Source organism: Ramlibacter sp. (genome assembly GCF_029866045.1).
GTDB lineage: Bacteria > Pseudomonadota > Gammaproteobacteria > Burkholderiales > Burkholderiaceae_C > Ramlibacter.
In genome coordinates this window covers 34,334-61,250 of sequence record NZ_JARXAB010000078.1, presented here as the reverse complement: position 1 = coordinate 61,250, position 26,917 = coordinate 34,334, and the positions used below count along the sequence as shown (strand labels likewise).

The window sequence follows — 26,917 nt, the reverse complement described above, 5'->3', positions numbered from 1 at the left end:
CCGGGCCTCGGCCTCGCGCTGCACCGCCTTGCTCACGCCATGGGCCGAGAAGACGAGCGTGGCGCCCGGGGGCACTTCGGAAAGCTCTTCGATGAAGATGGCGCCCTTGTCTTTGAGGTCGTTCACCACAAAGGTGTTGTGCACGATTTCGTGGCGCACGTAGATGGGCCGGCCAAACTTGGCCAGGGCGTGCTCAACGATCTCAATGGCCCGGTCCACCCCCGCGCAAAAGCCACGCGGTTCGGCCAACAAGATTTCGGCGATGGGAGCTTGGGGAGTGGTCATGGTGCGTCCATGGTGTAAGAGGCCTCAGGTTCAGAGCACGCCAATGACGTGCACTTCAAAGGTGACGGGCTGGCCGGCCAGCGGGTGGTTGAAGTCAAACAGCACGGCCTCTTGCTGGCCGTCTGCGCCCAGGCGCAGCTCGCGCACGGCGCCGGCGTAGCTGCCTTGGCCGCCGGGGGCAGGAAACTCCACCACGTCGCCCACGCTGTATTGCTCGTGGGGGTCGCCCAGTTCGTTGAGCAGCTTGCGGGCCACCCATTGGGCCATTTCGGGGTTGCGCTCGCCAAAGGCCTCGCCGGGGGCCAGGGCAAAGGTGTGGCGGCTGCCCTCCTCCAGGCCCAGCAGTTTGTCTTCTACCGCGGGGGACAGCTCGCCCGCGCCCAGGGTGAGGGTGGCGGGCTGGCCGCCAAAGGTGTTGATGACGTCGCCCGAGGGGCCGGCCATTCGGTAATGCAGGGTGAGGAAGGCGCCGGGGCCGATGCGGGGGGTGCTCATGCGACCATTGTAGAAAGGCCCGGGGGCGACGTCCGCCGCCCGCCGGCCACCGCCTGCGGCCCAAAGACTGCGGCCCATCGCCTGCGCCCCTCTGTTAGGCTCCCTCGGCCATGTCCATCCTAGACCTCCCCGCCGACGCCCGCCCGCGCGAGAAGCTGCTGGCGCGGGGGCCCTCGGCCCTGTCGGACACCGAGTTACTGGCCCTGTTGCTTCGCACCGGCCTGGCCGGCCGCGGGGTGCTGGCCCTGGCGCAAGACCTGCTGCAACGCTTTGGTGGCATTGCCGGCCTGCTGCAGGCCGACGCCGGCAGCCTGCGCCAGGTGCCGGGCCTGGGCGGGCCAGCCAAGCGCTCACAGCTGCTGGCGGTGCTAGAGCTGGCGCGCCGGGCCATGGCCGAGCGCTTGGCCGAGCGGCCGGTGATGGACAGCGCCGAGACGCTGGCGCACTGGCTGCAGATGCACTTGGCGGGCCGGGCGCATGAGGTGTTTGCGGTGCTCTTTTTAGACAACCAGCACCGGCTGATTGCCATGGAAGAAATGTTTCGCGGCACGCTGGCCGAGACCAGCGTGTACCCGCGCGAGGTGGTGCTGCGCGCGCTGCACCACCGGGCCGGCGCGGTGGTGCTGGCGCACAACCACCCGAGCGGGTCGGTCAGCCCCTCGCGGGCCGACAAGGTGCTCACCCAGCACCTCCAAGCCGCGCTGCGCCTGGTGGATGTGCGGGTGCTAGACCACTTCATTGTGGCGCCGGGGGCGTGGGTGTCTCTGGCGCAGGAGGGTGGGCTGTGAACCGGGCGCGCAAGTTGCCGCAGGCGGCGGGGGTGGCGGTGGCGGGACAGACGGCTGCCGGTGCTGCCGGTGCTGCCGGTGCTGCCAGTGCTGCCAGTGCTGGCAGTGCTGCTGCCGGTAGTGCTGCTGCCGGTCGTGCGGGAGGTGTAAAGGGCAAGAGCGCGGGTGGGCCTTCGGGTCCGCTGAAAGATTTGCGAGACCTGCAAGTCATCAGCCAACAGCTGGCCGAGCAACGTGCCCGCGAGGAGGCCGCCGCCGCAGCGCGTGAGGTGCAGCGCCTGCGTGCCGAGGCCGAGCGCAACCTTTTTGCCCGCGCAGCCGGTCCTGTGAAACCCTTGGCCCCCCAGGGCCGGGCACCGCAGAAGCGCAAACTGCCAGCGCCGATTCCGGTGCAGGCGCAGCTCGACGAGCAGCGGGTGCTGCGCGAGGCCATCTCCGACGAGTTCGACGCCAGCACCCTGCTCGACGTCGACGACGCCATGAGCTACCGGCGCCCGGGCGTGGGCCTGGACGTCACCCGCAAGCTGCGCATTGGCACCTGGAGCATTCAGCGCGAGATTGACCTGCACGGCCTGCGCCGCGAAGAAGCGCGCGAGGCACTCTCAGCCTTTGTGCGCGACGCCCACCGCCTGGGTATTCGCTGCGTGCGGGTGGTGCACGGCAAAGGCCTGGGGTCACCCGGCAAGACGCCGGTGCTCAAAGGCAAGGTGCAGAGCTGGCTGGTGCAAAAAAACGAAGTGCTGGCCTTTGTGCAGGCGCGGGCTGCGGAAGGCGGGGCGGGGGCGTTGGTGGTGTTGCTGAAGCCGGTGGGATGAGGGGTGCGTGGCCGCTTCAGGCGGCAGGCGCAACGCTGAGGCGCAGGCCTACCGCGTGCAGGACGCGGGTCACGGTATCGAGGGTTGGGTTGCCGTTCTCGGCCAGGGCTTTGAACAGCGACTTCTCTCCGACCTCCGCGCGCCGGGCCACCTCGGCCATGCCATGGGCCTTGGCCACCTGGCGCATGGCAACCAACAGAGCGGCGTTGTCCTCCAATTCCATTGCTGCGTCGATATAGGCAGCGGCCTCCAGTGGGTCGGTCAGCGCCTGGAGCAAGGACTCTTCGTAGCTTTTGTCGCGTGGTGCGTGATTCATGGCTGACCCCTTTGCTTCCAATCTTCGAGATGGGCAACGGCCTGGGCAATGGCCCGATCTTGCCCGCCCTTGTCACTGCCTCCAAGCAAGAGAACAAATGCGTCCCCTTGGCGGCTGAGGTAAACGCGGTAGCCGGGGCCATGGTCCACCCGGAGCTCCTGCACCCCAGCGCGCAAGGGCTTGCAATCGCCCAGGTTGCCTGCCGCTACGCGCGCCAACCGGGCCCGGATTCGGGCCCGAGCCAAGCGGTCGGCTAAGGTGTTGAGCCAATGCTCAAAGGGCGCCCGGCCTCGGCTATCGGTGTAGATGCGTAGTTCCATGATGGTATTCCAAAAGATACCGTCATGCAATCACGACCGTGACGCATGGCCTCTGGTTCGAGGCCTGCCCATGTTCCTTCGAAGCCTCTGCGGGGATTCGAAATCCGCCTGACAACCGCCCTGCTCTTGGAGGTGAGGCTCAGCGTTGGCTGTCTTGACTAAACACCGCGTGCTCACCCAAATCCACCCGCTCCCGGTCCGCCAGCACCTCGGCATAGAAGTCGCGCAAAGTGCGCGAGCCGGTTTCGGGGGTGGCCTGGGCGTCGTAGCGGCCGGCGGTGGGGTCCCAGACCAGCATGGATTCGGTGGCGTAGTAGCGGCCGATGCGGGCAAGCTCGGCTTTTTCGGCGAGGCGCGGCGAGAAGCGGCCAGCCAGGCCGAGAACGCCGGCGATGGTGTTCATGAGGGCCACGGGCACATGCCGCACCGGCACCGGCCGGCCCATGAGCTCGGAGAGCATTTGCACTTGGTCTAGCGGGGTAAGGGCCGGGCCGGGGCCGCCAATGGGCAGAATGCGCCGCGCGCGCGCCGGGTCGTGCAGGCAGCCGGCGAGGTAGTCGCCCAGGTCTTCGTCGGCAATGGGCTTGCAGGCGGTCAGACGCCCGTCGCCGAAGACAAGAAAAGGCTTGCCCTGTTGCACCCGGGCAATCTGCCCCGAGAGTGATTTAAAAAAGGCGGTGGGCCGCACGATGCTCCAGGCGAGCGGGCTGGCCATGAGCGAGGCTTCGAAGGCGAGCTTGGCCTGCTGGAAGCCGAGGCTGGGCTTTTGCACGCAGATGGCCGAGAGCAAGACGAAGCGCCCTACCCCACCGGCCACCGCTGCGGCCAGGGCGTGTTGGTGGGCGTCGTGGTCAACGGCCCAGGCATCCCGCGGTGTGCCGCTGCGCGAGGCGAGGCAGGAGACGATGGCGTCAAAGCGCTCGCCGCACAGGCCGTCACGGGCGACGGATCCTGGGTCGCTGAGGTTGCCCTCGCGCAGGGTGACGCCCATGGCCTGCAGGGCGTCATGAACGGGACGCTGGGGGGAGGCGGCGGAGAGGGCGGAGGAGGCGGCTGTGGCATTGGCACTTGGCACCTGCGGCGCCGACGAAGAGGCAGCGCCGATGCCCGCGCCCAAGCTCGAAGAGCGCACCAGCGCCACCACCTCGTGCCCGCGCTGGCGCAGGGCCTGAGCCGTGGCGCGGCCGATGGTGCCGGTGGCGCCGAGCAGTAAGACGCGCTGGGCCGGGGATGAGGCGCTAGACATTTTTGTTGCGCATCCAGTCGGCGGTGTTCATGAAAGAGTCGTGCAGGCGCGCGCGCAGTTGCGGGTCAACGCCCACCTCGCCCATGGCCTGGTCCATGCACTGCACCCACTGGTTGCGCTCCTGAATGCCGATGGCAAAGGGCAGGTGGCGCGCGCGCAGCATCGGGTGGCCGTGCTTTTGCACGTAGTAGTCGGGGCCGCCGAGCCAGCCGCAGAGAAACATGAACAGCTTCTCGCGGGCGTTTGCCAGGTCGGTACCATGCGCGGCGCGCAGGGCGGCGTAGCCGGATTCGAGGTCCATCAGGTCGTAGAAGCGGTCGACCAGAGCACGCACCTGCGGCTCGCCGCCGATCCAGCTAAAAGGCGTGGCTGCGGGAGCGGGTTCTTCAATCTGCTGCATGAGCACAATTGTGCGGCATGGCAGTTGGGCAGCCCCTCTATCCGATGCCGCACAATCGAAGCGCTGACTCACACACCTATGCGAATTCTCGGTATCGACCCTGGCCTTCAGACCACCGGCTTCGGCGTGGTAGAGGCCCAAGGCCACCAACTGCGTTACCTGGCCAGCGGCACCATCCGCACCCATGCCGGGGCGGTGGGTAACTTGCCGGCGCGCCTCAAGACCCTGTTCGACGGCATCAGCGAGCTGTGCGAACGCTACCAGCCCGATGCGTCGGCGGTGGAGATCGTGTTCGTGAACGTGAACCCGCAGTCGACCCTGCTGCTGGGGCAGGCGCGCGGGGCGTGCATTACCGCGCTGGTCACAGCCAATTTGCCGGTGGCGGAGTACACCGCTTTGCAGATGAAGCGGGCGGTGGCCGGCCATGGGCGGGCCGGCAAGCCGGAGGTGCAGGCCATGGTGCAGCGGCTGTTGCAACTGCCTGGCCTGCCCGGAACCGATGCGGCCGACGCCCTGGGCCTGGCCATCACCCACGCCCATGCAGGCGCCGCGGTGGCCCGGCTGGCGACGGCCGGGGACACCACCCGTCGCAGCACCGGCGCGTGGCGGGCTGGACGGGTGGGTTGAGGGCGACCCCGCCTAAGAAGGCCGACCGGTCGGCCGGCGCAGGGTGACCGTGGTGATGCTGCCAGCCGGGTCGTAGACCAAGCTAGGGGCGGTGACTGCGTCCACGGTGAAGAGCACTAGCTTGCTGTTGCCGTTTGACAGCTGCCCGGTGAGCACCGAGCAAGTGCCCGCGGTGCTGGTGGTGCAGCTGAACGAGCCCGCTGCCGGGGAGAAGGTGCCCCGTACCAAGGCCCCTACCACCCTTTGGTTGCTGGTGTTGTGCACTTCGATGGTGACCCCTCCACGCCAGTAGCCGTTGTAACGGGTGGCGGACGCTGTCAGGGCGCTCACGTGCATGGCGTTCGCGGGCGGGGGCGGGGGCGGGGGCGGGGGCGGTGGTGGTGGGGGTGGTGGGGGAGGAGGCGGTGGTGGGGGGGGCGGTGGTGGTGGTGGTGGTGGTGGCGGCGGCGGGGGCGGAGTGCCTCCACCAATCGTCGTGGTGTAGAGCAGCAAGTTGGGAACCGTGTTCGGGTTGCTGATCTTGTCGGCGGTGGCGATGGACTTCAGATAGGCATCCACCTGGCTGGCCGAGTAGCTCGGAAACGCCTGCAGCACCAGGGCCGCAGCACCCGCCACGTGCGGCGAGGACATGGAGGTGCCGCTCTTGACCGAGGTGGACGTGGGCGAGCTTATGCCCGCCGAGGTGATGCCCACCCCCGGCGCGAACAGGTCGACGCAGCTGCCGTAGCTCGAGAACGAGGCACGCTGGTCGTTGCTGTCGGAGGCGGCAATGGTCATGGCGCTCGGTGCGCGCGCGGGAGACACGTCGCAGGCATTCGAGTTGCTGTTGCCCGCCGAGACTGCCACCGCAATGCCTGCAGCCGTGGCTCGCGCCACTGCGGCGTCCAGCGTGCTGGAGGCACCGCCGCCGAGCGACATGTTGGCGACCGCCGGCCTGGCGACGTTGGCCACCATCCAGTCGAGACCTGCGACGACGCCGCTGGTGAAGCCCGAGCCCGAGCAGTCCAGCACCCGCACGGGGACCAGCGTCACACCCTTGGCCACGCCCCAGGTGGCACCGCCGACGGTGCCGGCCACATGGGTGCCGTGCCCGTTGCAGTCCGCCGAGCCACGGCCGTCGGCGATGGCGGTGAAGCCTGCGGTCACCCGCCCGCCAAAGTCCTGATGGGCGGGGTAGATGCCGGTGTCGATGATATAGGCGCGGACGCCGCTACCGGTGTAGTTGTAGGTGTACTGGCTGTCCAGCGGCAGATTGCGCTGGTCAATGCGGTCCAGGCCCCAGGTGGCGTTGGGTTGCACGCTGCGGATCGCGGGGGTGGGGTCACCCACACGCGTGGCGTACATCGGCTGGTCTGCCTCGACGCCCGCGACCGTGGGGTCGTTTCGCAAAGCAGCGAGGAAGGCGTCTGTCTGTGCGGTGGGCACACGCAGCGCAAAGCCCCTCAAAGCGTGGGTGTAGACGAAGACCACATCCGCGCCATACTGGGACGCCCAGGCGGTGGCCAGAGCGCCGACGGGCTCGCCGAGGTTGTCCTTCAAGCGGACGATGTAGACGCTCGCATCGGCCGTGTTGACGGAAGCGCCACTCGATGTGGTGCCGCTGCTGGCCGCGCGTGGCGTCACAGCGCTGGCCGCCTGCGGTGTAACCGCCTGTGCTTGCGGAGCAGAAGGTTCGCCGCCGCCACCGCCGCAAGCGGCGAGGGTCAAGGCGGTACCAAGGCCCAGTGCGCTTAACTTCAAGCGTCCGGGCCAGATGGGTTCTCGCAGTTTCATAGAAGCCTCTCGGAAATGGAGTCGATCGGAGTGCACATACCGAGTGCACACAGCGCCCGAGGTGCCCCTGAAGGAAACCCATGGCGCTCACGACAGACCCCCTGACCGGGGTTCAAGTTCCGCTCTGGCTCACGGCCGCGCATGAAACAAAGCGCACGGCACAGTCGCGAGGGGTGGCAATAGCGCCCCTTACGAAACCGGCCCGGAGCGGGCCGGGCCGGAAAGTGGCGGCTGGCGCGTCAGCGGCGGTGGGCCGGACGCTTCACGGTGATGGACGTTTCGCTACCAATAGGTTGGTAGGTGAGGCCAGGTGCCGTCACGTTGCTCACGGTAAAGAGAACGCGGTTGACCGAGGTCGACAGGTAGTTGGTGAAGATCATGCAGGTGCCCTCTACATCGGTGGTGCAACTGGAGTTGCCACCGCTGGGAGTGAAGCCACCTTGCACCAAGGCGCCAACAACCTTGGCGTTGGCCGCGTCGTGCACCTCGATCATTACGCCACCGCGCCAGGCGTTGGTGTAGCGAAAGCCGTAGGTGTCCAGGTCCGTCACACGCATGAACGCGCCAGGGGGCGGTGGGGGGGGCGGGGGCGGAGGCGGCGGGGGGGGCGGGGGCGGAGGTGTGCCACCGTCAATGCCTGCGGTGTACAGCAGCAAGTTCGGCGAGCCGCTCGGGCTGCTGATCTTGTTCGGCGTGGCGATGGACTTGAGGTAATCACCCACCTGTACGGCTGAATACGCAGGGAAGGCCTCGAGCACCAGCGCGGCGGCGCCTGCCACATGGGGCGCAGACATCGAGGTGCCGCTCTTGACCGCCGTCGACGTGGGCGAGGAGATGCCCGCCGAGGTGATGCTGACCCCCGGGGCGAACAGGTCGACGCAGCTGCCGTAGCTCGAGAACGAGGCGCGTCGGTCACTGCTGTCCGAGGCGGCCACCGTGAGTGCGCTCGGTTCGCGCGCGGGCGAGCCACTGCAGGCGTTGGCGTTTTCGTTGCCTGCAGCCACTGCCACCGGGATGCCGGAGGCGGTGACACGGGCCACCGCGGCATCGAGTGAGGCGGAGGTGCTACCGCCCAGCGACATGTTGGCGACGGCCGGCTTGCGAGCGTTGGCCACGATCCAGTCCAGGCCGGCAATGATGCCGCTGGTGCTGCCCGAGCCATTGCAATCCAGCACCCGCACAGGTACCAGCTGCACGCCCTTGGCGACGCCCCAGGTCGTACCGCCTACGGTGGCGGACACATGGGTGCCATGGCCGTCACAGTCGCTCGTGCCGCGCCCGTCGTTGATGGCGGTGAACCCTGAGGTCACACGACCGGCGAGGTCTTGGTGGGCGGCGTAGATGCCGGTGTCGATGATGTAGGCGTGAACGCCTGCGCCGTTGTAGTTGTAGGCGTATTGCCGGTCGAGCGGCAGGTTGCGCTGGTCGATCCGGTCGAGACCCCAGGTCGGGTTCGGCTGCACGTTGGCCCAGGGACGCAGCGGGCGCTGGTCGGCCATGGCGTACATCGGACGGTCTTCTTCCACGCCAATGACAGCGGGGTCGTTGCGCATGGCGGCAATGAAGGCCTCGGCCCGGTCGTCCGGCACACGCACTGCAAAGCCCAGGATAGCGGCAGAGTAGATGTGCACCACTTCACCGACAAAGGCGGAGGCGGTATTCGTTGCAAATGCGCTGGCTTGGTTAGTCCGGCTTTCTTCCAGGCGCACGATGTAGACCGTGCTGGTGGTGGAAGCACCCCCACGGTATTCAACGCTGCTGTAAGACTTGAGCAGCGCCGCTTCAGCGACCGCCAGCGTTCTGGCCTCAGGCGCAGCAGGCTCCGTTTGTTGGACGCTCACCGGCGCGCCGCCACCGCCGCCGCAGGCGGACAGCACCAGTGCTGTCATCAGGCTCAGTGCGCCGTACTTCAAGCGCGCTGACCCGGTTCGTTCTCGCAGGTTCATACAAACCTCTCATGAAAAGGGAAATGGATCGGATGGAACACCTCGCCCGAGGTCCACATACCGGCAACCTATGACGCCCAAGACAGAGTGCTGCGCACGGGCATGAGTTCCTGGCTGATACACGGCAGCGCGCGAAACAATTGGCACGGAACAGCAGGGGGCGGCATGGCGGAGCAAGGCGCAGTGGATGCGCCGAGGCCATCGCTGGCGGCGATTCACAAAGAGAGAGGGAGTGCGGGGACGCGCAGGCCCGTCAGCGGCTGCGGGGTGGGCTGCGGGACGGGCTGCGGTAGTTGGGGCTGAGGTGAGGGCTCAGGGCTGAGGCGTCACGTGTGACGCATGGCGCATGACGGATGACGGATGACGCATGGCGCGTCAAACTTCTGGACGCTCAGGCCACGCGTTCGACGATGAGCACCGCGAAAAAGCCGAAGGCGGCCAGCAAGGTCCACTTGAGCACCACGATGCCCCAGCGCTTGAAGTGGGGCTGGCCAGTGCCGGCATACAGGGCGAAGCACACGCCGGCGGCCAGCAAGAGCAAGAGGATGAGCCAGCGAAAGATCAGCATCGCGTGGGGGCGCCGCTCACCAGGCCCGCGCTGGCTGCAAGAAGCCGCTGGGTGCGCGTTTGTCGTCGTCGAAGCTCACCACCTCATAGCTGCCAGGCTGGGCGAGCAACTGGCGCAGCAGCTTGTTGTTCATGGCGTGGCCCGAACGGAAGGCGCTGTAGGCAGCCAGCAGCGGCCGGCCGAGCAGGTACAGGTCACCCATGGCGTCGAGGATCTTGTGCTTGACCAGCTCGTCGTCATAACGAAGGCCGTCGGCATTGAGAACGCGGTAGTCGTCCATGACCACCGCGTTGTCGAGGCCGGCGCCCAGGCCCAGGCCGTTGGCGCGCAGCATCTCCACGTCTTTGGTAAAGCCGAAGGTGCGGGCACGGGCAATGTCGCGGGTGTAGTTGTCAATCCCTAAGTCGAACTCGTAGCGCTGGCCGGTGGCGTCGACCACCCGGTGCGCGAAGTCGATCTCGAAGCTGGCCTTGAAGCCGTGATAAGGGTCGAGCCGCGCCCACTTGAGGTTGTCACCCTCACCCTCGCGCACCTCGACCGGCTGCAACACGCGCACAAAGCGGCGCGGCGCGTTTTGCAGCACTATGCCGGCGCTTTGCAGCAGGAAGACAAAGGACGACGCGGACCCGTCGAGGATGGGCACCTCTTCGGCGGTGATGTCCACATAGAGGTTGTCCAGCCCCAGGCCAGCGCAGGCCGACATAAGGTGCTCGACGGTGAAGACCTTGGCGCCGCCCTTGGAGATGGTGGAGGCCATGCGGGTGTCGGTCACCGCCTCGGCCGAAACGGCAATGTCCACCGGCTGTGCCAGATCAACGCGGCGAAACACGATGCCGGTGTCTGGCGCCGCGGGCCGCAAGGTCAGCTCTACCCGCTGCCCGCTGTGCAGCCCCACGCCGACGGCACGGGTCAGGGTCTTGAGGGTGCGCTGCTGGAGCATGGGCCGGATTGTAGGGACGAGGCCATCACTTCAAATGATTGAGGGATTGGCCAGCGAAGCGAGCGAGCCGAGGTGGGGCCGAGGCGCGCAGCCGTACTGGAGTACGGCGAGCACCGCAGGCCCCAGATCGGCTTGCGCAGCCGCTGGACAACCCTCAATCTGCTTGGCGGCGGAGGAAGGCCGGAATCTCCAGGTCATCCATACCGCCGGCGGCCAGGGCGTCGACCTTGGCGGCAGCGGTGGTGCGGTTGTTGCGCCAGACGCTGGGCACATTGACATCCGCGCTCAGGCTGGAGGCCGGGGAGAGCGAGCCGAGCGCAGAGGCTGCCGCGGACATGCCGCCGGCGGAGGCGGACAGGCCGGCGACCGGGCTGCCCAGGGTGGGCACCGAGGGCATGGCACCAAGGGCCGAGCCGAGCGTGGAGCCCAGACCAGGGGTGGCCGGGGCGTAGCCCACCGGGCCGTTGTCGGTGCCGGTGCGAATGACGGTCATGGGCGGGCGGCGCTGACCTTGGCGGGACAGACCAGTGGCGACCACGGTGACGCGCACCTGCTCGCCCAGCGAGTCGTCGTAGGCGGTGCCGTAGATGACATGCGCGTCGGCCGCGGCGTAGGCGCGGATGGTGTTCATGGCCAGCTTGGACTCGCTCAGCTTGAGCCGGCCCTTGGCGGCGGAGATGAGAACCAGCACGCCCTTGGCACCCGAGAGGTCAATGCCGTCCAGCAGCGGGCAGGCCACGGCCTGCTCGGCGGCGATGCGGGCGCGGTCTGGGCCCTCGGCCACGGCGGTCCCCATCATGGCCTTGCCAGGCTCACCCATGACGGTGCGCACGTCTTCGAAGTCGACGTTGACATGGCCAGGGACGTTGATAATTTCGGCAATGCCGCCAACGGCGTTGCGCAGCACGTCGTTGGCGTGGGCGAAGGCCTCGTCTTGGGTGATGTCGTCGCCCAGCACGTCCAGCAGCTTTTCGTTGAGGACGACGATGAGGGAGTCAACGTTGGCCTCAAGCTCGGCCAAGCCGTGGTCGGCATTGGTCATGCGGCGACCGCCTTCCCAGTCGAAGGGCTTGGTGACGACGCCGACGGTGAGGATGCCCATTTCTTTGGCGACGCGGGCGATGATCGGGGCCGCGCCGGTACCGGTGCCACCGCCCATGCCGGCGGTGATAAAGAGCATGTGTGCGCCGGAGATGGCGTCACGGATGCTGGCCTCGGCGACCTCGGCCGCCTCGCGCCCTTTTTCGGGCTTGCTGCCAGCCCCCAGACCGGAGGTGCCCAGCTGGATGGTCTTGTGAGCCGCCGAACGGGCCAGGGCCTGTGCATCGGTGTTGGCGCAGATGAACTCCACGCCCTGCACCTGGCTGTTGATCATGTGCTCGACGGCGTTGCCGCCGCCGCCACCAACGCCGATCACCTTGATCTGTGTGCCTTGGTTGAACTCTTCGACTTCGATCATTTCGATGCTCATGGTGCTGACTCCTTAATTCTAAATCTGCAGTTGCCGTGTATTCGTTTCTTGTTGGGGATCCGGTGCGATTTTTTTCAGGAGGGCGGCGGGTCGACACACCGGGACCGGCCCCGCCGCGAGGGCGGCGGGCTGCCCCGCGCGAGCCAGAGGTTATGGGGAAAAAGCATCAGAAGTTCCCCACGATGATGTCTTTGAAGCGTTCGAAGGCGGACTTCACCGCGCCGCTCTTTTGCGCCACTTTGAGCCCGCGCACACGCGCCAGGCGGGCCTCTTCGAGCAGGCCCATGACAGTGGCGTTGCGGGGCTGGGCAACCATGTCCGACAGGGCGCCCACGTACTTGGGGACGCCGCGGCGCACGGGCTTGAGGAAAATGTCCTCGCCGAGTTCGACCATGCCGGGCATGACCGAGCTGCCACCGGTGATGACGATGCCCGAGCCCAGCACCTCCTCGTAACCCGACTCGCGCACCACCTGCTGCACCAGCTGGTAAATCTCTTCGATGCGCGGCTCGATCACGCCGGCCAGGGCCTGGCGCGAGAGCATGCGGGGGCTGCGGTCACCCAGGCCGGGCACCTCCACCTGATGCTCGGGGTCGGCCAGCAACTGCTTGGCAAAGCCCGACTCCACCTTGATCTCCTCGGCGTCCTTCGTGGGGGTGCGCAGCGCCATGGCAATGTCGCTGGTGACCAGGTCACCCGCGATCGGGATCACGGCGGTGTGGCGAATGGCGCCGCCAGTGAAGATAGCCACGTCGGTGGTGCCGGCGCCAATGTCCACCAGGGCCACGCCCAGCTCTTTTTCGTCTTCGGTGAGGACCGAGAGGCTGGAGGCCAGCGGGTTGAGCATCAGGGACTCGACCTCAAGGCCGCAGCGGCGCACGCACTTGATGATGTTTTCGGCTGCGCTCTGGGCACCGGTGACGATGTGCACCTTGGCCTCCAGGCGGATGCCGCTCATGCCGATCGGCTCTTTCACGTCCTGGTTGTCAATGATGAATTCCTGCGGCTCGACCAGCAGCAGACGCTGGTCGGTGGAGATGTTGATGGCCCGCGCCGTCTCCACCACCCGGGCGACGTCGGCAGGCGTCACCTCTTTATCTTTGATGGCCACCATGCCGCTGGAGTTCATGCCGCGGATGTGGCTGCCGGTGATGCCGGTGTAGACCCGAGTGATCTTGCAGTCGGCCATCAGCTCGGCTTCTTTGAGCGCCTGCTGAATGCTCTGGACGGTGGCGTCGATGTTGACCACCACGCCGCGCTTGAGGCCATTGGAGGGCGCAACACCCAGGCCCGCGAGCTTGAGCTCGCCGCCTGGCAGCACCTCGGCAACGACCACCATCACCTTGGCGGTGCCGATGTCCAGTCCGACGACCAGGTCCTTGTACTCTTTTGCCATGACGATCCTCTCTATCTTTTCGGGGTATCGGTGCTCACCGTGGTGACACCTCTCAACTTGATGGCGTAGCCGTCGCCGTGCCGCAGGTCAGCCGACAACACGGCCTCGGTGCGGCGGCCGTAGCGGGACGCGGCCTGGGTGACGGTTTGCGCGAAGCGCTGCGCGCGGGCCAGAACCTCCTCGGGCGCACCGCGTCCGAGCTCGATCAAAGCCTCGGTGTCGGTCTGCGCCTGCCAGCTGCCGCGCGCGGTGAGGGTGAGCCGGTCCAGACCCATGTCCACACCTTCGAACAGGGGCGCAAGCTGCCGGTACATGGCCAGCACCTGGGCCGACTGGTCTTGCGGGCCCACCAGACGCGGCAGGCCGTCCTGGTCGACGTCGCCGGGGTTGGCCTCGAACACCTCACCAAAGCTGTTGACGAGCGTGGTGTCGCTGTCGCTGCCCCAGAAGGCCACGGGCCGGTGCTCCTGCACAAAGACCCGCAGGCGGTTGGGAAACTCGCGCCGCACCACCGCGTCGCGCACCCAGGGCACCTCTTTGAAGGCCTTGCGCACGCCGCCGAGGTCGGCGGTGAAGAAGTTACCGGTCACCCGCGGCACCACGTTGGCACGCAAGGTGGCGGCGTTGTTGTGGCCGACATCGCCCAGCACCGTGATGCGGGTCAGACCAAAAACCGGGTGCTGCAGCCCCCACCAGCCCAACGCCAGCAGCGCCGAGACGCCAGCCGCCACGAGCAGCACCACCGACAGCGCGTTCATCAGGCGGATGTCCAGCGGCAGGGGCATGGCGGCGGCTTTCACGGCTGCGGGCCTCCTGCGGTGGTGGCCGCAGCGCCGGCGGCGCCAGGTTTGCGCAGGTCGAGGGCAGCGCCCGCGAGCAGATGCAGGCACAGGTCTTCGTAGCTGATGCCGTCGGCGCGGGCGGACATGGGCACCAGGGAGTGGCCGGTCATGCCCGGAGAGGTGTTGAGCTCGAGCAGGTAAGGCTGGCGGGTGGCGGCGTCGATCATCACGTCGACACGGCCCCAGCCGCGCGCACTCAGGCTGCGGTAGGCGCCCAGCGCCAGCTGCTGGATGGCGGCCTCCTCGCCTGGGGGCAGGCCGCAGGGCACCAGGTACTGGGTGTCGTCAGTGAAGTACTTGTTGTTGTAGTCGTAGTTGCCGCCGGGGGCCACGATGCGGATCACCGGCAGCGCGCGGGCCTCTTCGCCGGTGCCGAGAATGGGGCAGGTGACCTCGTCGCCAGCGATGAACTGCTCGCACAACACGTCACTGTCCAGGGCGGCGGCGGCCTCGACCGCGGCGGCCATCTGGGCGGCGTCGGTCACCTTGGCCAGGCCAATGGAAGAACCCTCGCGCGCGGGCTTGACGATCAGCGGCAGGCCCAAGTGGCCCGGTACCGCCGCCACCTGGGCGGGGGTGTAGTGGCCTTTTTTGAGCAGCAGGTGGCGCGGTGTGGAGAGTTGCTCGGAGAGCCAGACCCGCTTGGTCATGGCCTTGTCGATGGCAATGGCCGAGGCCATGACGCCGCTGCCGGTGTAGGGAATGCCCAAGAGCTCAAGCGCGCCCTGAACCGTGCCGTCTTCACCGAAGCGGCCGTGCAGCGCAATGAAGGCGCGGCTAAAGCCTTCGCGGCGCAGGTCGGTGAGGTCACGCTCGGCCGGGTCAAAGGCGTGGGCGTCGACGCCGCGCGATTGCAGGGCCTTGAGCACCCCGCCGCCGGAGAGCAGGGAAATTTCGCGTTCGGCCGACAGCCCGCCCATGAGGACGGCCACCTTGCCCAGGGCCTTCACGTCGACCACGGTGTTCAGGCTGGGGTTCATGCCTTGCCCACCTTCTCGACCAGCTTGCCCGGCACCGCGCCGATGGAGCCTGCGCCCATGCACATGACCACGTCACCGTCGCGGGCCATCTCGAGGATGGTCTCGGGCATGCCAGTGATATCGTCGACGAACACCGGCTCGACCTTGCCCGCCACGCGAACCGCGCGGGCCAGCGAGCGGCCATCTGCCGCCACGATGGGGGCCTCGCCGGCGGCGTAGACCTCGGCCAGCAGCACGGCGTCGGCATGACCGAGCACCTTAACGAAATCTTCGAAGCAGTCGCGGGTGCGTGAGTAGCGGTGCGGCTGGAAGGCCAGCACCAGGCGGCGGCCGGGGAAGGCGCCGCGCGCCGCCGACAAGGTGGCGGCCAGTTCGACCGGGTGATGGCCGTAGTCCTCAATGACCGTAAAGCGCCCACCGCCATGGGCCGGATACACCGGCAAGTCGCCGTAGCTCTGGAAGCGCCGGCCGACGCCACGGAACTCGGCGAAGGCCTTGATGACTGCCGCGTCGGGGATATTCAGTTCGACCGCAATGGCAATGGCCGACAAAGCGTTGAGCACATTGTGGTGGCCGGGAAGATTGAGCACCACCTCGAGGTCGGGCAGCACGATGCCGTTGCGCCGCTGCGCGGTGAAGTGCATTTGCGGGCCCACTGCGCGGATATTGACCGCGCGGACCTGGGCGTCCTCACCCACCCCGTAGGTGGTCACCGGGCACTGCACGTCGGGCAGGATGGAGCGCACCGCAGCGTCGTCGGTGCACAAGATGGCGGTGCCGTAGAAAGGCATGCGGTGCAAAAAGTCGACGAAGGCCTGCTTGAGCCGGCCGAAGTCGTGGCCGTAGGTCTCCATGTGGTCGGCGTCGATGTTGGTCACCACCGACATCACCGGCATCAGGTTCAGGAAGGAGGCGTCCGACTCGTCGGCCTCGACCACGATGTAGTCGCCCGCGCCCAGCTTGGCATTGGCGCCCGCGCTGTTGAGGCGGCCGCCGATCACGAAGGTGGGGTCTAGGCCGCCCTCGGCCAGCAGGCTGGCCACCAGCGAGGTGGTGGTGGTTTTTCCGTGGGTGCCGGCGATGGCGATGCCGCGCTTGAGGCGCATCAGCTCGGCCAGCATCATGGCCCGGGGCACCACCGGAATCTTGCGCGCGCGGGCGGCGACCACCTCGGGGTTGTCGGCCTGCACCGCGGTCGAAGTGACCACCACGTCGGCCCGCGCGAGGTTCGATTCGGCATGGCCCACGAAGGTGGTGATGCCCATGCCCTGCAGGCGGCGCAGCGTGGCCGAATCGGCCAGGTCAGAGCCAGAGATGGCGTAACCCTGGTTGCGCAGCACCTCGGCGATGCCCGACATGCCAGAGCCGCCGATGCCGACGAAGTGAATGTGGTTGACGGCGTGCTTCACTGCGCCAGTTCCTCGCAGGCGGCGACGATGACTTCCGTCGCCTGGGTTTTTTCGATGGCCTTGGCCGCTTGGGCGCGCACCAGCAACTCCTCACGGGTGAGGGACTGCAGCAGCTGCGCCAGCCGCGCGGGACTGAGTTCGCCCTGGGGCAGCAACCAGCCACCACCCGCGTCGACCACGAAGCGGGCGTTGGTGGTCTGGTGGTCGTCCACCGCATGGGGGAAGGGCACGTAGACCGCGGCGGCGCCGACGGCAGCCAGCTCGGTTACGGTGCTGGCGCCAGCACGGCAAATCACCAGATCAGCGGCGGCAAAGGCGCTGGCCGTGTCTTCGATGAAGGGAGTGAGCTCGGCCTGCACCCCAGCGGCTTGGTAGGCGGCGCGCAATGCGTCGATCTGGCTGGCGCCGCCCTGGTGGGTGACCTGCGGGCGCTCGCCTTCGGCAATGAGTGCCAAGGCCTGCGGCACCGCCTCGTTGAGCGCCTTGGCGCCCAGGCTGCCACCCACCACCAGCAGCTTGAGCGGGCCGCTGCGGCCGGCAAAGCGTTCGGCAGGCGCGGGCTGTGACAGGAAGGCCTCGCGCAGCGGGTTGCCGACCCACGCCACATGGCGGCTGCCCTGGGTCAGCACGTTCGGAAAGGCGGTAAAGACCCGGTCGGCCACACCGGCGAGCACTTTGTTGGCCATGCCCGCGCGCGAGTTCTGCTCATGCAGCACCAGGGGCTTGCCGGCGAGCACCGCCATCATTCCGCCGGGGAAGGTGATGTAGCCGCCCAGGCCGATGACGACCTTCGGCTTGACGCGCAGCACCACCCGCAGGCTTTGCCAGAAGGCGCGCAAGAGGCGCAGGGGCAGCAGCGCCAGAGTGAGTGGACCCTTGCCGCGCACGCCGCCAAACTGCACCGGCTCGAAGGCAAAGCCGCGCGGCGGCACCAGACGAGACTCCATGCTGGCGGGCACGCCCAGCCAGTGAACCTGCCAGCCGCGGGTGCGCAGTGCTTCCGCCACGGCCAGGCCGGGGAAGATATGGCCGCCGGTACCGCCGGCCATGACCAGGGCGGTGCGCGGCGTTGCTGGCGTCATGCCGGTTTCGCGGGTCATGAGCGCCCTCCCCGTCCGCGCTGGCGGTTTTCGTAGTCGATGCGCATCACCACGGCCAGCGCGATCAGATTGAACAGGAGCGCCGAGCCGCCATAGGACATGAGCGGCAGGGTCAGCCCCTTGGTGGGCAGCGCGCCCAGGTTCACGCCCATGTTGATGAAGGCCTGGAAACCGATCCAGAGGCCCACGCCCTGGGCCACCAGCCCGGCGAAGAGCTGGTCCATCTGCACCGCCTGGCGGCCGATCAGCATGATGTGACGGGTCAGCCAGAGGAAGGTGCCGATCACCACGACGATGCCGACGAAGCCGAACTCCTCGCCAATGACGGCGAGCAGGAAGTCGGTGTGGGCCTCGGGCAGCCAGTGCAACTTCTCGACGCTGCCGCCGAGGCCAACGCCAAAAATCTCGCCGCGGCCAATGGCGATCAATGCGTGCGAAAGCTGGTAACCCTTGCCCAGGGCGTGCTTTTCGCTCCAGGGGTCGAGGTAGGCGAAGATGCGTTCACGCCGCCAGTCAGACAGCGCGATCATCAGCATGAAGGCCACGATCAGCACACCGGCAATCAGGAAGGCCATGCGGGCGTTGACCCCGCCCAAGAACAGAATGCCCATGGCGATGATGGCGATCACCAGGAAGGCGCCCATGTCGGGTTCGGCCAGCAGCAAGGCGCCCACCAGGCCCACCGCGATCGCCATTGGCACCACTGCGCGCAAGAAGCTTTCCTTGACCTCCATCTTGCGCACCATGTAGTTGGCCGCGTACAGCACCACGGCAAACTTGGCTAGCTCCGAGGGCTGAAAGCTCATGAAGCCCAGTGACACCCAGCGCCGGGCACCGTTGACCACCACGCCGATGCCAGGAATGAGCACCAGGACCAGGGCCACCAGGGAGCCCACAAAGAGCCAGGGCGCAAAACGCTCCCAGGTGGCGATGGGTACCTGGAAGGCCAGCACCGCGGCGACAAAGCCAATGCAGATCGCGATCGCGTGGCGGAACAGGAAATGGTTGTGGCTGTAGCGGAGGAAGCGAGGGTTGTCCGGGAGCGCCACCGAGGCCGAATAAACCATCACCAGACTGAAGGCGAGCAAGCCGACGATGACCCACAGAAGGGCCTGATCGAACTGGGCCAGGCTGACCTTGCCGGTAGCCGGTGCATAGCTGCCGGTGCCCCGCACTGACACCGGGATGTCGTCCGCGCCGCTGCGGCTACCGGCGATCCAGCCGGTAACCCGCTGGGCGAGGCGCTGGGGTGCGAGTGCGGCCAGGTTCACAGACCGCCCTCCAAAGGATTGCCGGCGTCTTCGGCCAGGCGGGCGACCGCGGCGACGAAGACCTCTGCACGGTGGGCGTAGTCGCGGAACATGTCAAAGCTGGCACAGGCCGGCGACATCAGCACCGCATCGCCCGCGCGTGCGCGCTCGCTGGCCAGGCGCACCGCCTCTTCCATCGAACCAGCGTCATGCAAGCCCACGCCGGCCGCTTGCAGGGCAGCGGCCAAGGCTTCGCGAATCAAGGGGGCGTCGCGGCCGATCAGGATGGCGGCGCGGCAGTGGCGGGCCACTGGTGAAGCCAGGGGCGAAAAGTCCTGGCCTTTGCCGTCCCCGCCCAAAATGACCACCAGCTTGCGCTCGGCACCCAGGCCGTTCAGTGCAGCCTCGGTGGCGCCTACGTTGGTGCCCTTGCTGTCGTCGAAGTACTCGACCTCTCCGACGATGGCTATCGGCTCGACGCGGTGCGGCTCACCGCGGTATTCACGCAGGCCATAGAGCATGGGCCCCAGCGGGCAGCCAGCGGCGGTGGCCAGGGCCAGGGCCGCCAGCGCGTTGGTGGCGTTGTGGCGGCCGCGAATGCGCAGGGCATCGGCGGGCATGAGCCGCTGGATGTGAAGCTCTTCTTCCTCGTCCTTGCGGCGCTTGTGGGTTTCGTCGGCCTCGAGGGCGCGCACCAGCCAGGCCATGCCGGCGACCACCTCGATGCCGAAGTCGCCGGGGTGGCGCGGCATGTCGGCACCAAAGCAGACATGGGCGCGCGCGTCCATCTTGCCGCCCTTCAGGCGCACGGGCGCGGGCAGCATCGCCATCACGCGCGCGTCGTCGCGGTTCAGAACCATCACGCCCTGGCGCCCGAAGACACGGGCCTTGGCGGCGGCGTAGGCGTCCATGCTGCCGTGCCAGTCGAGGTGGTCTTGGGACAGATTGAGGACGGTGGCGGCGGTGGGCTCAAAGTCGTCGGCGCCGCTGGACGGGTCGAGCTGGAAGGACGACAGCTCCAGCACCCAGATTTGCGGAAGGGACTGACTGCCCCGACGCGCGGCCAAGGTGTCCAGCAGCGAGGGGCCGATGGTGCCGGCCACGGCAACCGTGCGGCCGGCGCGCTCGACGAGTTGGCCAGTGAGTGAGGTGACGGTGGTCTTGCCGTTGGTGCCGGTGATGGCCAGCACCGCGGGCCGATAGCCTTCGCTGGCGCGCAGGCGGGCCAGGCCTTCGGTGAAGAGGGCGAGCTCGCCGCCCACCCGCAGGCCTTGCGTGCGGGCCGCCTGCAAGAGGGCGTCTGTCTGCGCCGGGGCCAGGCCTGGGCTCACAAAGACGGCCTGCACGCCGCCCTCGAGCAGGGCTGGGGTGAATTCCCCGGAGACAAAGCGCGCTTGCGGCAACTCGCCCTGCAAGCTGGCCCATTGGGGCGGCTCCTGGCGGGTGTCGGCCACGGTGACCTGCGCGCCCTCGGCGACGCACCAGCGCGCCATGGCGAGGCCCGAGAGGCCCAGGCCCAGCACCAGGACGGACTGGCCGTCGAGGATGGGGCCCTGGGGAAGGAGTTCGCCCTCGCCCTCGCCCTCGCCCTCGCCCTCGCCCTCGGCAGTGGCAAATTCAGCCGCCATCGCATCCGCCATGGCTTGCGCCTCCTGGGCCGACACCGGCGCCAAGTCGGGCAGCGCCGCTGGCGGCGTGTCCGGTGGGAGGGGCTGCTCGGGCAGGTCGCTCATGGTCTCAACGCAGCTTCAGGGTGGACAGGCCGGCCAGGCACAGCAGCATGGTGATGATCCAGAAGCGGACCACGACCTGGGTCTCCTTCCAGCCACTTTTCTCGAAGTGGTGGTGCAGGGGCGCCATCTTCAAAATACGCCGGCCTTCGCCGTAGCGCTTCTTCGTGTACTTGAAGTACAGGACCTGGGCCATCACCGACAGCGCCTCGACCACGAAGATGCCGCCCATGATGGCCAGCACGATTTCCTGGCGCACGATGACCGCGATGGTGCCAAGGGCGGCACCGAGGGCCAGCGCGCCCACATCGCCCATGAAGACCTGGGCCGGGTAGGCGTTAAACCAGAGGAAGGCAAGGCCTGCGCCGGCCATGGCGGCACAGAAGATCAAGAGTTCGCCTGCGCCTGGGATATAGGGGAGGAACAGGTAGCGCGAGAAGATCGAGCTGCCGGTCACATAGGCGAACACGCCCAGGGCCGAGCCCACCATCACCACCGGCATGATGGCCAGGCCGTCAAGGCCGTCGGTGAGGTTGACCGCGTTGCTCGAGCCGACGATGACCAGATAGCTGAGGATGACAAAGCCGAACACGCCCAGTGGGTAGCTGACTTCCTTGAAGAAGGGCACCATCAGGCCGGCCTTGGGCGGCAGGTCCACATCGAAGCCCGAGCGCACCCAGGTGAGGAACAACTCCAGCACCCGCCAGTTGGACGACTCGGAGATGGAGAACACCAGGTAGACCGCCGCCAACAGGCCGATCACTGATTGCCAGAAGTACTTCTCGCGCGAGCGCATCCCCTCGGGGTCTTTGCGCACCACCTTGCGCCAGTCGTCCACCCAGCCAATGGCGCCGAAGCCCAGGGTGACGATCAGCACGATCCAGACGAAGCGGTTCGACAGGTCGAACCACAGCAAAGTAGCGACTGCGATTGCCAGCAGCACCAGCACGCCGCCCATGGTGGGCGTGCCGCTCTTGGCCAGATGGGACTCCACACCGTAGCTGCGAATCGGCTGGCCGATCTTGAGTGCGGTGAGGCGGCGGATCACCGCCGGGCCGGCCAGCAGGCCGATCAGGAGCGCGGTCATGGCGGCCATGACGGCACGGAAGGTCAGGTACTGGAAGACCCGCAGGAAACCGAATTCCGGCCCGAGGGTTTGCAGCCAGGTGGCCAGGCTCAGGAACATCCGCCCTTCCCTTCTTGTGTGGTCGCTTGCGCGTGGGCGGTGATGGCCTCGACCACCCGCTCCATCTTCATGAATCGGGAGCCCTTGACCAGCACGCTGGAGGCCCGGGGAAGTTGCTGCAGCACCGCGGCATTGAGCGCCTCAATGCTGTCGAAATGGGTGCCGCCCATGGCGCGGGATTGCTCGCCGAGCGTGAACAGGGCGTCAATGCCGCAAGCGCGCGCATGCTCGCCGACCTCGGCATGGAACTGCGGGCCCTGATCGCCGACCTCGCCCATGTCGCCGAGCACCAGCAGGCGCGGGCCGGGCAACTCGGCCAGCACGTCGATGGCGGCGCGCACCGAGTCGGGGTTGGCGTTGTAGGTGTCGTCGACCACGGTGAGGGCGCGGCCGGCCAGCGAGAGGCCGACGCTGCGCGAGCGCCCCTTGACAGGCTCGAAGGCCTGCAAGCCACGGGTGATGGCCTCGGCCGGCACACCGGCGGCCAGGGCGCAGGCCACAGCAGCCAGCGCGTTCATCAGGTTGTGGCGGCCGGCGATACGCACGCTGAACTCAAGACCGCCGACGGGCGTGAGGGCCAGCACCTGCCAGGCGCCGTCCTGCCAGGCGGCGGTGTCAAGCAGCACGCTAGCGGTGGGGTCGGTGCCAAAGGTGAGGCAGCGGGCGCTGGCGCCAGCCGGGGCCTGGGCAACAAGCCCGCGCCACAGCGCGGTGTAGGCGTCACCCGCCGGGAAGACGGCGGCGCCGCCTTGGGCCAGGGCAGCGAACACGGCGCCGTTCTCGCGTGCCACGGCTTCCACCGTGGCCATGAACTCCTGGTGTTCGCGCTGGGCGTTGTTCACCAGGGCAACGGTGGGTCGTGCAAGTTCCGCCAGGTAGGCGATTTCGCCCGGATGGTTCATGCCCAACTCGACCACCGCCACCTGATGCCCGTCACGCAGGCGCAGGAGCGTCTGGGGCAGACCGATGTCGTTGTTCAGATTGCCCTGGGTCGAGAGGGCCGCCTCGCCCCGCCAGGCGTGCAGGATGGCGGCCACCATCTGGGTGACGGTGGTTTTGCCGTTGCTGCCGGTGATGGCGATAAGGGGTCCCTCGAACCGGTTGCGCCAGGCAGCGGCCAACTGGCCGAGTGCCAGGCGGGTATCTGGCACTTCCAGGCCGCTGGCACCGGCTGGCACGCGGCCGGCGTGGGCCAGCACCGCAGCAGCGCCGGCGGACAGGGCCTGCGCCAGCAGGTCGTTGGCGTCAAAGCGCTCACCGCGCAGGGCGACGAACAGGTCGCCCGCTTGCAGGCTGCGGGTGTCGGTGTGCACACGGGCAATCGGGGTGGCACCGTCGCCGACCAGGCGGCTGCCCGGCAGCCAGGCGGCCGCGTCGTGCAGGGTGAACAGGGCGCGCATCAGACGGCGCCTCCGGATGGGGCGGGGTGGGCCAGTGCGCTGCCTGGGGCGGAGTCCACTCTGCCAGCGCGCAGCGCCAGTGCCGCGCGGGCCTGCTCCCGGTCGTCAAAGGGCAGGCGTTCGCCCGCCACTTCCTGGAAGGTTTCATGGCCCTTGCCGGCCAGGAGGATCACGTCACGGGCGTCGGCGTCCCGCACCACCTGGGCGATGGCGCGGGCGCGGTCCACCTCGACCTGCGCCGTCTCGCCGCGGGTGAAACCCCGCAGGATCTGGCTGATGATGGCCAAGGGGCGCTCGCTGCGCGGGTTGTCGCTGGTGACCCGCACCGCATCGGCAAGTTGCTCGGCCACCGCCGCCATGCGCGGGCGCTTGAGGGCGTCGCGGTCGCCGCCGCAACCAAACACGCACCACAGCCGGCCACCGCGCTGCGCGGCGAGCGGGCGCAGCGCGCCCAGCGCCTGGGCCAGGGCATCGGGCGTGTGCGCGTAATCCACCGCCACCAGCGGGGCGCCGGCTTGCTGCAGGCACTCCATGCGGCCAGGCACAGGCATCAGGCCCTCACAGGCGGCCACTGCCTCGGGCAGGCCCAGGCCCAGCGCACGCAGGCAGCCAATCACGGCAAGCAGGTTGGCCACGTTGTAGTGGCCGATCAAGCGGGTGGCCAGGTCGATGCGGTGCGCGCCTTCGCAGACGGTGAACCGCAGGCCGTCGCCGGTGTAGGTGATGTTCAGGGCCTGCAGACGGGCTGCACGCGCTGCATTCGCCGTAGCCGCGGTACTTGCTGCATACGCTGCATCCGCGGGCCGCTCGCCACCCGAGGGCTCGCCACCCGCAGGTTCGCAGGCATAGGTCCACAGCGGCAGGCCGCGGGCGGCCAGGTGCTCGGCGAGTGTGGCGCCTTTCTCGTCGTCGAGATTGACCACCGCAGCCTGCAGGCCGGGCCAGTCAAAGAGTTCGGCCTTGGCGGCCCAGTAGGCCTCCATGCTGCCGTGGTAGTCGAGGTGGTCCTGGGTGAAGTTGGTGAAGGCGGCCACCGCGATACGGGTGCCGTCCAGCCTTCGCTCGGCCAGGCCGATGGAGGAGGCCTCGATGGCGCAGGCGCCCAGGCCTTCGTCGGCAAAGCGCCGGAACTGCGACTGCAGCAGGACCGGGTCGGGGGTGGTGAGCCCGGTGTAGCGCACCTGGCCGGGGCGACCGGTGCCTAGGGTGCCGATCAGCCCGCAGCCTTGGCCCGCAATGCCAGCGCGGGTGACGGCCTGGGCCAGCCACCAGGCGGTGGAAGTTTTGCCATTGGTGCCGGTGATGGCCAGTACGCGCAGACGCGCGCTGGGTTGCTCGTAGTAGGCGGCGGCAATGGGGCCGGTGGCGGCCTTGAGGCCCTGGTAGCTGGCCACCGGCAGGCTGGCGTCGAAAGCGAAGGCGTCGACGCCCTCGGCCTCTACCAGGCAGGCCAGCGCGCCGCGCGCCAGGGCGCCTTGCACATGGTGGCGGCCGTCGGTGGCCACGCCCGGCCAGGCGATGAAGCCGTCGCCCGCCTCAATGCGGCGGCTGTCGCAATGGAGCTGGCCCCCCGCCGCGCCTACGCGCTGGGCCATCCAGCGGGCCGCTTCACCGGGGTTGTGCAGGCGTTCCATCAGAACGACTCCTCCACACCGACCACGATCTGCGGCTTGACATTCATGTCGGGCTGCAGGCCCATCATGCGCAGGGTCTGCTGGACCGTCGTGCTGAAGACCGGCGCGGCGACTTCGCCGCCGTAGTACACGCCGGTGCCCGGCTCGTCGATCATCACCGCGACCACGATGCGGGGCTTGTCGACCGGTGCGAGGCCGACAAAGAAGCCGCGGTACTTGCCCTCGGCATACCCTTTGCCCTCTTGCTTGCGGGCGGTGCCGGTCTTGCCGCCCACCGAGTAGCCAATGGTCTGCGCCTTGGGCGCGGTGCCGCCCGGGCCAGCAGCCATGAACAGCATTTGACGCACCGACTGGGCGTTGTTCGGGTCGAGGATGCGAACACCAGCCGCTTGCGCCTGCGACTTGAGCAGGGTCACAGGCACCAGCTCGCCGTCACGGGCGAACACGGTGTAAGCCCGCGCCAGTTGGAACAGGCTGACGGACACACCGTAGCCATAACTCATGGTCGCCTGCTCGATCGGGCGCCAGGTCTTGTAGGCGCGCAGGCGGCCGCTGACGATGCCCGGGAAGGGCAGTTGCGGCCGCTGGCCGAAGCCCACGCTGCTGAAAAGCTCCCACATCTCCTTGGGCTGGAGCTTCATCGCCATCTGCACCGTACCAACGTTGCTCGACTTCTGGATCACCTCGGCGACCGACAGCACGCCGTAGGGGTGGGCGTCGGAGATGGTGGACCCGGCGATGGTGATGCGGCCCGGGGCGGTCTGGATGGGGGTCTCGGGGCGGACCAGACCGCGATCGAGCGCAAGTGCGACGGTGAAGGGCTTCATCGTCGAGCCGGGCTCGAAGGTGTCGGTCAGCGCCCGGTTGCGCAGCTGGGCGCCCGAGAGGTTGACCCGCTTGGCCGGCGAGTAGCTGGGGTAGTTGGCCAGGGCCAGAACCTCGCCGGACTGCACGTCGAGCACCACCACGCTGCCGGCCTTGGCCTTATGCTGCTGCACCGCGTCGCGCAGCTTTTGGTATGCGAAGAACTGCACCTTGCTGTCGATCGACAGCTGCAGGTCGCGGCCGGGCACCGGCGGCACCTGCTCGCGCACGTCCTCGATGATGCGCCCGAGGCGGTCTTTGATGACACGGCGCGAGCCGGGGCGGCCCGCCAGCTCTTTCTCGAAGGCCAGCTCCATGCCCTCTTGGCCACGGTCCTCGACATTGGTAAAGCCCACCACATGCGCGGCGGCCTCGCCCTCGGGGTACTGGCGCTTGAACTCGGTACGCTGGTAGACGCCCTTGATGCCCAGGGCCAGCACTTCACGGGCGACGGACTCTTCAACCTGGCGCTTGATCCAGACGAAGGTCTTGTCATCGTCTTGCAGCTTCTTCTCGAGCTCGGCCAGCGGCATCTCGAGCAGCTTGGCCATCTGGGCCAGCTTGGCCTTGTCACGCTCGACGTCTTCCGGAATGGCCCAGATGCTCGAGGCCGGCACCGAGGTTGCCAGCAGCAGGCCGTTGCGGTCGAGGATGCGGCCGCGGTTGGCGGGCAGCTCCAGGGTGCGGGCAAAGCGGACCTCGCCCTGGCGCTGGAAGAAATCATTTTTGATCACCTGCACCCAGGCGGCCCGTCCGACCAAGGCCAGAAAGCCGGCGGCGATGAAGACCAGCACCAGGCGGCTACGCCACACCGGCGTCTTGGACGCCAGCAGCGGGCTGGAGGTGTAGAGAACGCTGCGGCTCATGGGGCAGCGCCCTGGGTGACGTAGACGGTGATGCCGGCGGTGGCCGGGCGCATCTGGAGCTGGTCTTTCGCGATTTGCTCCACCCGCAGGGGCGTGGCCTGCCCGCGCTTGTCGGCCAAGAGCCGCTCACGCTGGTTGTCGAGGCGGCGGGCCTCGGACTGCGCCTTCTCGATCTCGGTGTAGAGGTGGCGCGACTCGTACTGCAGACGCACCAGGTACATGGCGGAGGCCATCACGCCAGCGAGCAGGAGGATGTTGACGCGCAGCATC

Annotated in this window: 25 protein-coding genes and 1 pseudogene; 3 read left to right on the top strand and 23 right to left on the bottom strand. The window is 67.9% G+C overall.

Features of this window, described 5'->3' with window-relative positions:
* Together ispH and QE494_RS08965 are read right to left on the bottom strand one after the other, a co-directional pair.
* A pseudogene (gene ispH, locus QE494_RS08970) lies at positions 1-285 on the bottom strand (4-hydroxy-3-methylbut-2-enyl diphosphate reductase); the annotation flags it as partial.
* A gap of 30 nt (positions 286-315) precedes the next feature.
* On the bottom strand, positions 316-780 hold the full coding sequence (locus tag QE494_RS08965; RefSeq protein ID WP_300042585.1) for a peptidylprolyl isomerase: 465 nt from the start codon (positions 778-780) through the stop codon (positions 316-318).
* Positions 781-890: 110 nt separating this feature from the next.
* On the opposite strand from QE494_RS08965, the gene radC reads away from it, so the two are divergent.
* Together radC and QE494_RS08955 are read left to right on the top strand one after the other, a co-directional pair.
* Positions 891-1,568, top strand: coding sequence for a DNA repair protein RadC (radC, locus tag QE494_RS08960; RefSeq protein WP_300042584.1), 678 nt, complete (start codon positions 891-893; stop codon positions 1,566-1,568).
* Between the two features lie 182 nt (positions 1,569-1,750).
* Complete coding sequence (locus QE494_RS08955) at positions 1,751-2,383, top strand: Smr/MutS family protein (RefSeq protein WP_300042590.1); 633 nt, start codon at positions 1,751-1,753, stop codon at positions 2,381-2,383.
* Positions 2,384-2,399: 16 nt separating this feature from the next.
* On the opposite strand, the gene QE494_RS08950 is transcribed toward QE494_RS08955, so the two are convergent.
* From QE494_RS08950 to QE494_RS08935, 4 genes are all read right to left on the bottom strand, one after another.
* Positions 2,400-2,699, bottom strand: a complete 300-nt coding sequence (locus QE494_RS08950) for an addiction module antidote protein (protein ID WP_300042583.1) — start codon at positions 2,697-2,699, stop codon at positions 2,400-2,402.
* Entirely contained in the window at positions 2,696-3,019 is a 324-nt protein-coding gene (locus QE494_RS08945) for a type II toxin-antitoxin system RelE/ParE family toxin (RefSeq protein WP_300042582.1), read from the bottom strand. The genes QE494_RS08950 and QE494_RS08945 overlap by 4 nt, the downstream gene beginning before the upstream one ends.
* Positions 3,020-3,158: 139 nt before the next feature.
* Complete coding sequence (locus QE494_RS08940) at positions 3,159-4,265, bottom strand: NAD(P)H-binding protein (RefSeq protein WP_300042581.1); 1,107 nt, start codon at positions 4,263-4,265, stop codon at positions 3,159-3,161.
* Positions 4,258-4,665, bottom strand: coding sequence for a group II truncated hemoglobin (locus QE494_RS08935; protein WP_300042580.1), 408 nt, complete (start codon positions 4,663-4,665; stop codon positions 4,258-4,260). The genes QE494_RS08940 and QE494_RS08935 overlap by 8 nt, the downstream gene beginning before the upstream one ends.
* Positions 4,666-4,743: 78 nt before the next feature.
* Between QE494_RS08935 and ruvC the strand changes: the two genes are divergently transcribed.
* Positions 4,744-5,292 (top strand): crossover junction endodeoxyribonuclease RuvC, encoded by a 549-nt coding sequence (gene ruvC / locus QE494_RS08930; RefSeq protein WP_300042578.1) that lies wholly within the window; start codon positions 4,744-4,746, stop codon positions 5,290-5,292.
* 12 nt (positions 5,293-5,304) lie between these two features.
* Here ruvC and QE494_RS08925 read toward each other — a convergent pair whose 3' ends face one another.
* The 17 genes from QE494_RS08925 to ftsL form a co-directional block, all read right to left on the bottom strand.
* Positions 5,305-7,065: a S8 family peptidase gene (locus tag QE494_RS08925; protein WP_300042577.1), complete on the bottom strand. Its 1,761-nt coding sequence runs from the start codon at positions 7,063-7,065 to the stop codon at positions 5,305-5,307.
* A gap of 239 nt (positions 7,066-7,304) precedes the next feature.
* Entirely contained in the window at positions 7,305-9,011 is a 1,707-nt protein-coding gene (locus QE494_RS08920) for a S8 family peptidase (protein ID WP_300042576.1), read from the bottom strand.
* A gap of 391 nt (positions 9,012-9,402) precedes the next feature.
* Positions 9,403-9,579, bottom strand: coding sequence for a hypothetical protein (locus QE494_RS08915; protein ID WP_300042575.1), 177 nt, complete (start codon positions 9,577-9,579; stop codon positions 9,403-9,405).
* Between the two features lie 16 nt (positions 9,580-9,595).
* Positions 9,596-10,519, bottom strand: a complete 924-nt coding sequence (lpxC, locus tag QE494_RS08910) for a UDP-3-O-acyl-N-acetylglucosamine deacetylase (RefSeq protein ID WP_300042574.1) — start codon at positions 10,517-10,519, stop codon at positions 9,596-9,598.
* A gap of 154 nt (positions 10,520-10,673) precedes the next feature.
* Positions 10,674-11,990: a cell division protein FtsZ gene (gene ftsZ, locus QE494_RS08905; RefSeq protein ID WP_300042573.1), complete on the bottom strand. Its 1,317-nt coding sequence runs from the start codon at positions 11,988-11,990 to the stop codon at positions 10,674-10,676.
* A gap of 166 nt (positions 11,991-12,156) precedes the next feature.
* On the bottom strand, positions 12,157-13,386 hold the full coding sequence (ftsA, locus tag QE494_RS08900; RefSeq protein WP_300042572.1) for a cell division protein FtsA: 1,230 nt from the start codon (positions 13,384-13,386) through the stop codon (positions 12,157-12,159).
* 11 nt (positions 13,387-13,397) lie between these two features.
* Positions 13,398-14,171 (bottom strand): cell division protein FtsQ/DivIB, encoded by a 774-nt coding sequence (locus QE494_RS08895; protein ID WP_300042589.1) that lies wholly within the window; start codon positions 14,169-14,171, stop codon positions 13,398-13,400.
* Positions 14,172-14,182: 11 nt separating this feature from the next.
* Positions 14,183-15,208, bottom strand: a complete 1,026-nt coding sequence (locus QE494_RS08890; RefSeq protein WP_300042571.1) for a D-alanine--D-alanine ligase — start codon at positions 15,206-15,208, stop codon at positions 14,183-14,185.
* The gene (gene murC / locus QE494_RS08885) at positions 15,205-16,617 is read right to left on the bottom strand and encodes a UDP-N-acetylmuramate--L-alanine ligase (protein WP_300042570.1); all 1,413 of its coding nucleotides are present in this window, start codon (positions 16,615-16,617) and stop codon (positions 15,205-15,207) included. Before murC ends, QE494_RS08890 begins: the two co-directional genes overlap by 4 nt.
* Positions 16,614-17,717: an undecaprenyldiphospho-muramoylpentapeptide beta-N-acetylglucosaminyltransferase gene (gene murG / locus QE494_RS08880; protein WP_300042569.1), complete on the bottom strand. Its 1,104-nt coding sequence runs from the start codon at positions 17,715-17,717 to the stop codon at positions 16,614-16,616. The genes murC and murG overlap by 4 nt, the downstream gene beginning before the upstream one ends.
* A complete protein-coding gene (gene ftsW, locus QE494_RS08875; protein ID WP_300042568.1) occupies positions 17,714-18,988 on the bottom strand; it encodes a putative lipid II flippase FtsW in 1,275 nt (424 codons plus the stop codon). Before ftsW ends, murG begins: the two co-directional genes overlap by 4 nt.
* Positions 18,985-20,700 (bottom strand): UDP-N-acetylmuramoyl-L-alanine--D-glutamate ligase, encoded by a 1,716-nt coding sequence (murD, locus tag QE494_RS08870; RefSeq protein ID WP_300042567.1) that lies wholly within the window; start codon positions 20,698-20,700, stop codon positions 18,985-18,987. The genes ftsW and murD overlap by 4 nt, the downstream gene beginning before the upstream one ends.
* A 4-nt stretch (positions 20,701-20,704) precedes the next feature.
* The gene (gene mraY, locus QE494_RS08865) at positions 20,705-21,883 is read right to left on the bottom strand and encodes a phospho-N-acetylmuramoyl-pentapeptide-transferase (protein WP_300042566.1); all 1,179 of its coding nucleotides are present in this window, start codon (positions 21,881-21,883) and stop codon (positions 20,705-20,707) included.
* On the bottom strand, positions 21,874-23,283 hold the full coding sequence (murF, locus tag QE494_RS08860; RefSeq protein WP_300042565.1) for a UDP-N-acetylmuramoyl-tripeptide--D-alanyl-D-alanine ligase: 1,410 nt from the start codon (positions 23,281-23,283) through the stop codon (positions 21,874-21,876). The genes mraY and murF overlap by 10 nt, the downstream gene beginning before the upstream one ends.
* Positions 23,283-24,917, bottom strand: coding sequence for a Mur ligase family protein (locus QE494_RS08855; protein WP_300042564.1), 1,635 nt, complete (start codon positions 24,915-24,917; stop codon positions 23,283-23,285). Before QE494_RS08855 ends, murF begins: the two co-directional genes overlap by 1 nt.
* Complete coding sequence (locus QE494_RS08850) at positions 24,917-26,647, bottom strand: penicillin-binding protein 2 (protein WP_300042563.1); 1,731 nt, start codon at positions 26,645-26,647, stop codon at positions 24,917-24,919. The genes QE494_RS08855 and QE494_RS08850 overlap by 1 nt, the downstream gene beginning before the upstream one ends.
* Positions 26,644-26,916: a cell division protein FtsL gene (gene ftsL / locus QE494_RS08845; RefSeq protein WP_300042562.1), complete on the bottom strand. Its 273-nt coding sequence runs from the start codon at positions 26,914-26,916 to the stop codon at positions 26,644-26,646. The genes QE494_RS08850 and ftsL overlap by 4 nt, the downstream gene beginning before the upstream one ends.
* Between the last annotated feature and the right edge of the window lies 1 nt (position 26,917).

What these genes read in the sequence shown, in the direction of transcription:
- QE494_RS08965 (WP_300042585.1), bottom strand. Translation starts at nt 780, where the DNA reads ATGAGCACCCCCCGCATCGGCCCCGGCGCCTTCCTCACCCTGCATTAC.
- radC (WP_300042584.1), top strand. Translation starts at nt 891, where the DNA reads ATGTCCATCCTAGACCTCCCCGCCGACGCCCGCCCGCGCGAGAAGCTG.
- QE494_RS08950 (WP_300042583.1), bottom strand. Translation starts at nt 2,699, where the DNA reads ATGAATCACGCACCACGCGACAAAAGCTACGAAGAGTCCTTGCTCCAG.
- QE494_RS08945 (WP_300042582.1), bottom strand. Translation starts at nt 3,019, where the DNA reads ATGGAACTACGCATCTACACCGATAGCCGAGGCCGGGCGCCCTTTGAG.
- QE494_RS08940 (WP_300042581.1), bottom strand. Translation starts at nt 4,265, where the DNA reads ATGTCTAGCGCCTCATCCCCGGCCCAGCGCGTCTTACTGCTCGGCGCC.
- QE494_RS08935 (WP_300042580.1), bottom strand. Translation starts at nt 4,665, where the DNA reads ATGCAGCAGATTGAAGAACCCGCTCCCGCAGCCACGCCTTTTAGCTGG.
- ruvC (WP_300042578.1), top strand. Translation starts at nt 4,744, where the DNA reads ATGCGAATTCTCGGTATCGACCCTGGCCTTCAGACCACCGGCTTCGGC.
- QE494_RS08925 (WP_300042577.1), bottom strand. Translation starts at nt 7,065, where the DNA reads ATGAAACTGCGAGAACCCATCTGGCCCGGACGCTTGAAGTTAAGCGCA.
- QE494_RS08920 (WP_300042576.1), bottom strand. Translation starts at nt 9,011, where the DNA reads ATGAACCTGCGAGAACGAACCGGGTCAGCGCGCTTGAAGTACGGCGCA.
- QE494_RS08915 (WP_300042575.1), bottom strand. Translation starts at nt 9,579, where the DNA reads ATGCTGATCTTTCGCTGGCTCATCCTCTTGCTCTTGCTGGCCGCCGGC.
- lpxC (WP_300042574.1), bottom strand. Translation starts at nt 10,519, where the DNA reads ATGCTCCAGCAGCGCACCCTCAAGACCCTGACCCGTGCCGTCGGCGTG.
- ftsZ (WP_300042573.1), bottom strand. Translation starts at nt 11,990, where the DNA reads ATGAGCATCGAAATGATCGAAGTCGAAGAGTTCAACCAAGGCACACAG.
- ftsA (WP_300042572.1), bottom strand. Translation starts at nt 13,386, where the DNA reads ATGGCAAAAGAGTACAAGGACCTGGTCGTCGGACTGGACATCGGCACC.
- QE494_RS08895 (WP_300042589.1), bottom strand. Translation starts at nt 14,171, where the DNA reads ATGCCCCTGCCGCTGGACATCCGCCTGATGAACGCGCTGTCGGTGGTG.
- QE494_RS08890 (WP_300042571.1), bottom strand. Translation starts at nt 15,208, where the DNA reads ATGAACCCCAGCCTGAACACCGTGGTCGACGTGAAGGCCCTGGGCAAG.
- murG (WP_300042569.1), bottom strand. Translation starts at nt 17,717, where the DNA reads ATGACCCGCGAAACCGGCATGACGCCAGCAACGCCGCGCACCGCCCTG.
- murD (WP_300042567.1), bottom strand. Translation starts at nt 20,700, where the DNA reads ATGAGCGACCTGCCCGAGCAGCCCCTCCCACCGGACACGCCGCCAGCG.
- mraY (WP_300042566.1), bottom strand. Translation starts at nt 21,883, where the DNA reads ATGTTCCTGAGCCTGGCCACCTGGCTGCAAACCCTCGGGCCGGAATTC.
- murF (WP_300042565.1), bottom strand. Translation starts at nt 23,283, where the DNA reads ATGCGCGCCCTGTTCACCCTGCACGACGCGGCCGCCTGGCTGCCGGGC.
- QE494_RS08855 (WP_300042564.1), bottom strand. Translation starts at nt 24,917, where the DNA reads ATGGAACGCCTGCACAACCCCGGTGAAGCGGCCCGCTGGATGGCCCAG.
- QE494_RS08850 (WP_300042563.1), bottom strand. Translation starts at nt 26,647, where the DNA reads ATGAGCCGCAGCGTTCTCTACACCTCCAGCCCGCTGCTGGCGTCCAAG.
- ftsL (WP_300042562.1), bottom strand. Translation starts at nt 26,916, where the DNA reads ATGCTGCGCGTCAACATCCTCCTGCTCGCTGGCGTGATGGCCTCCGCC.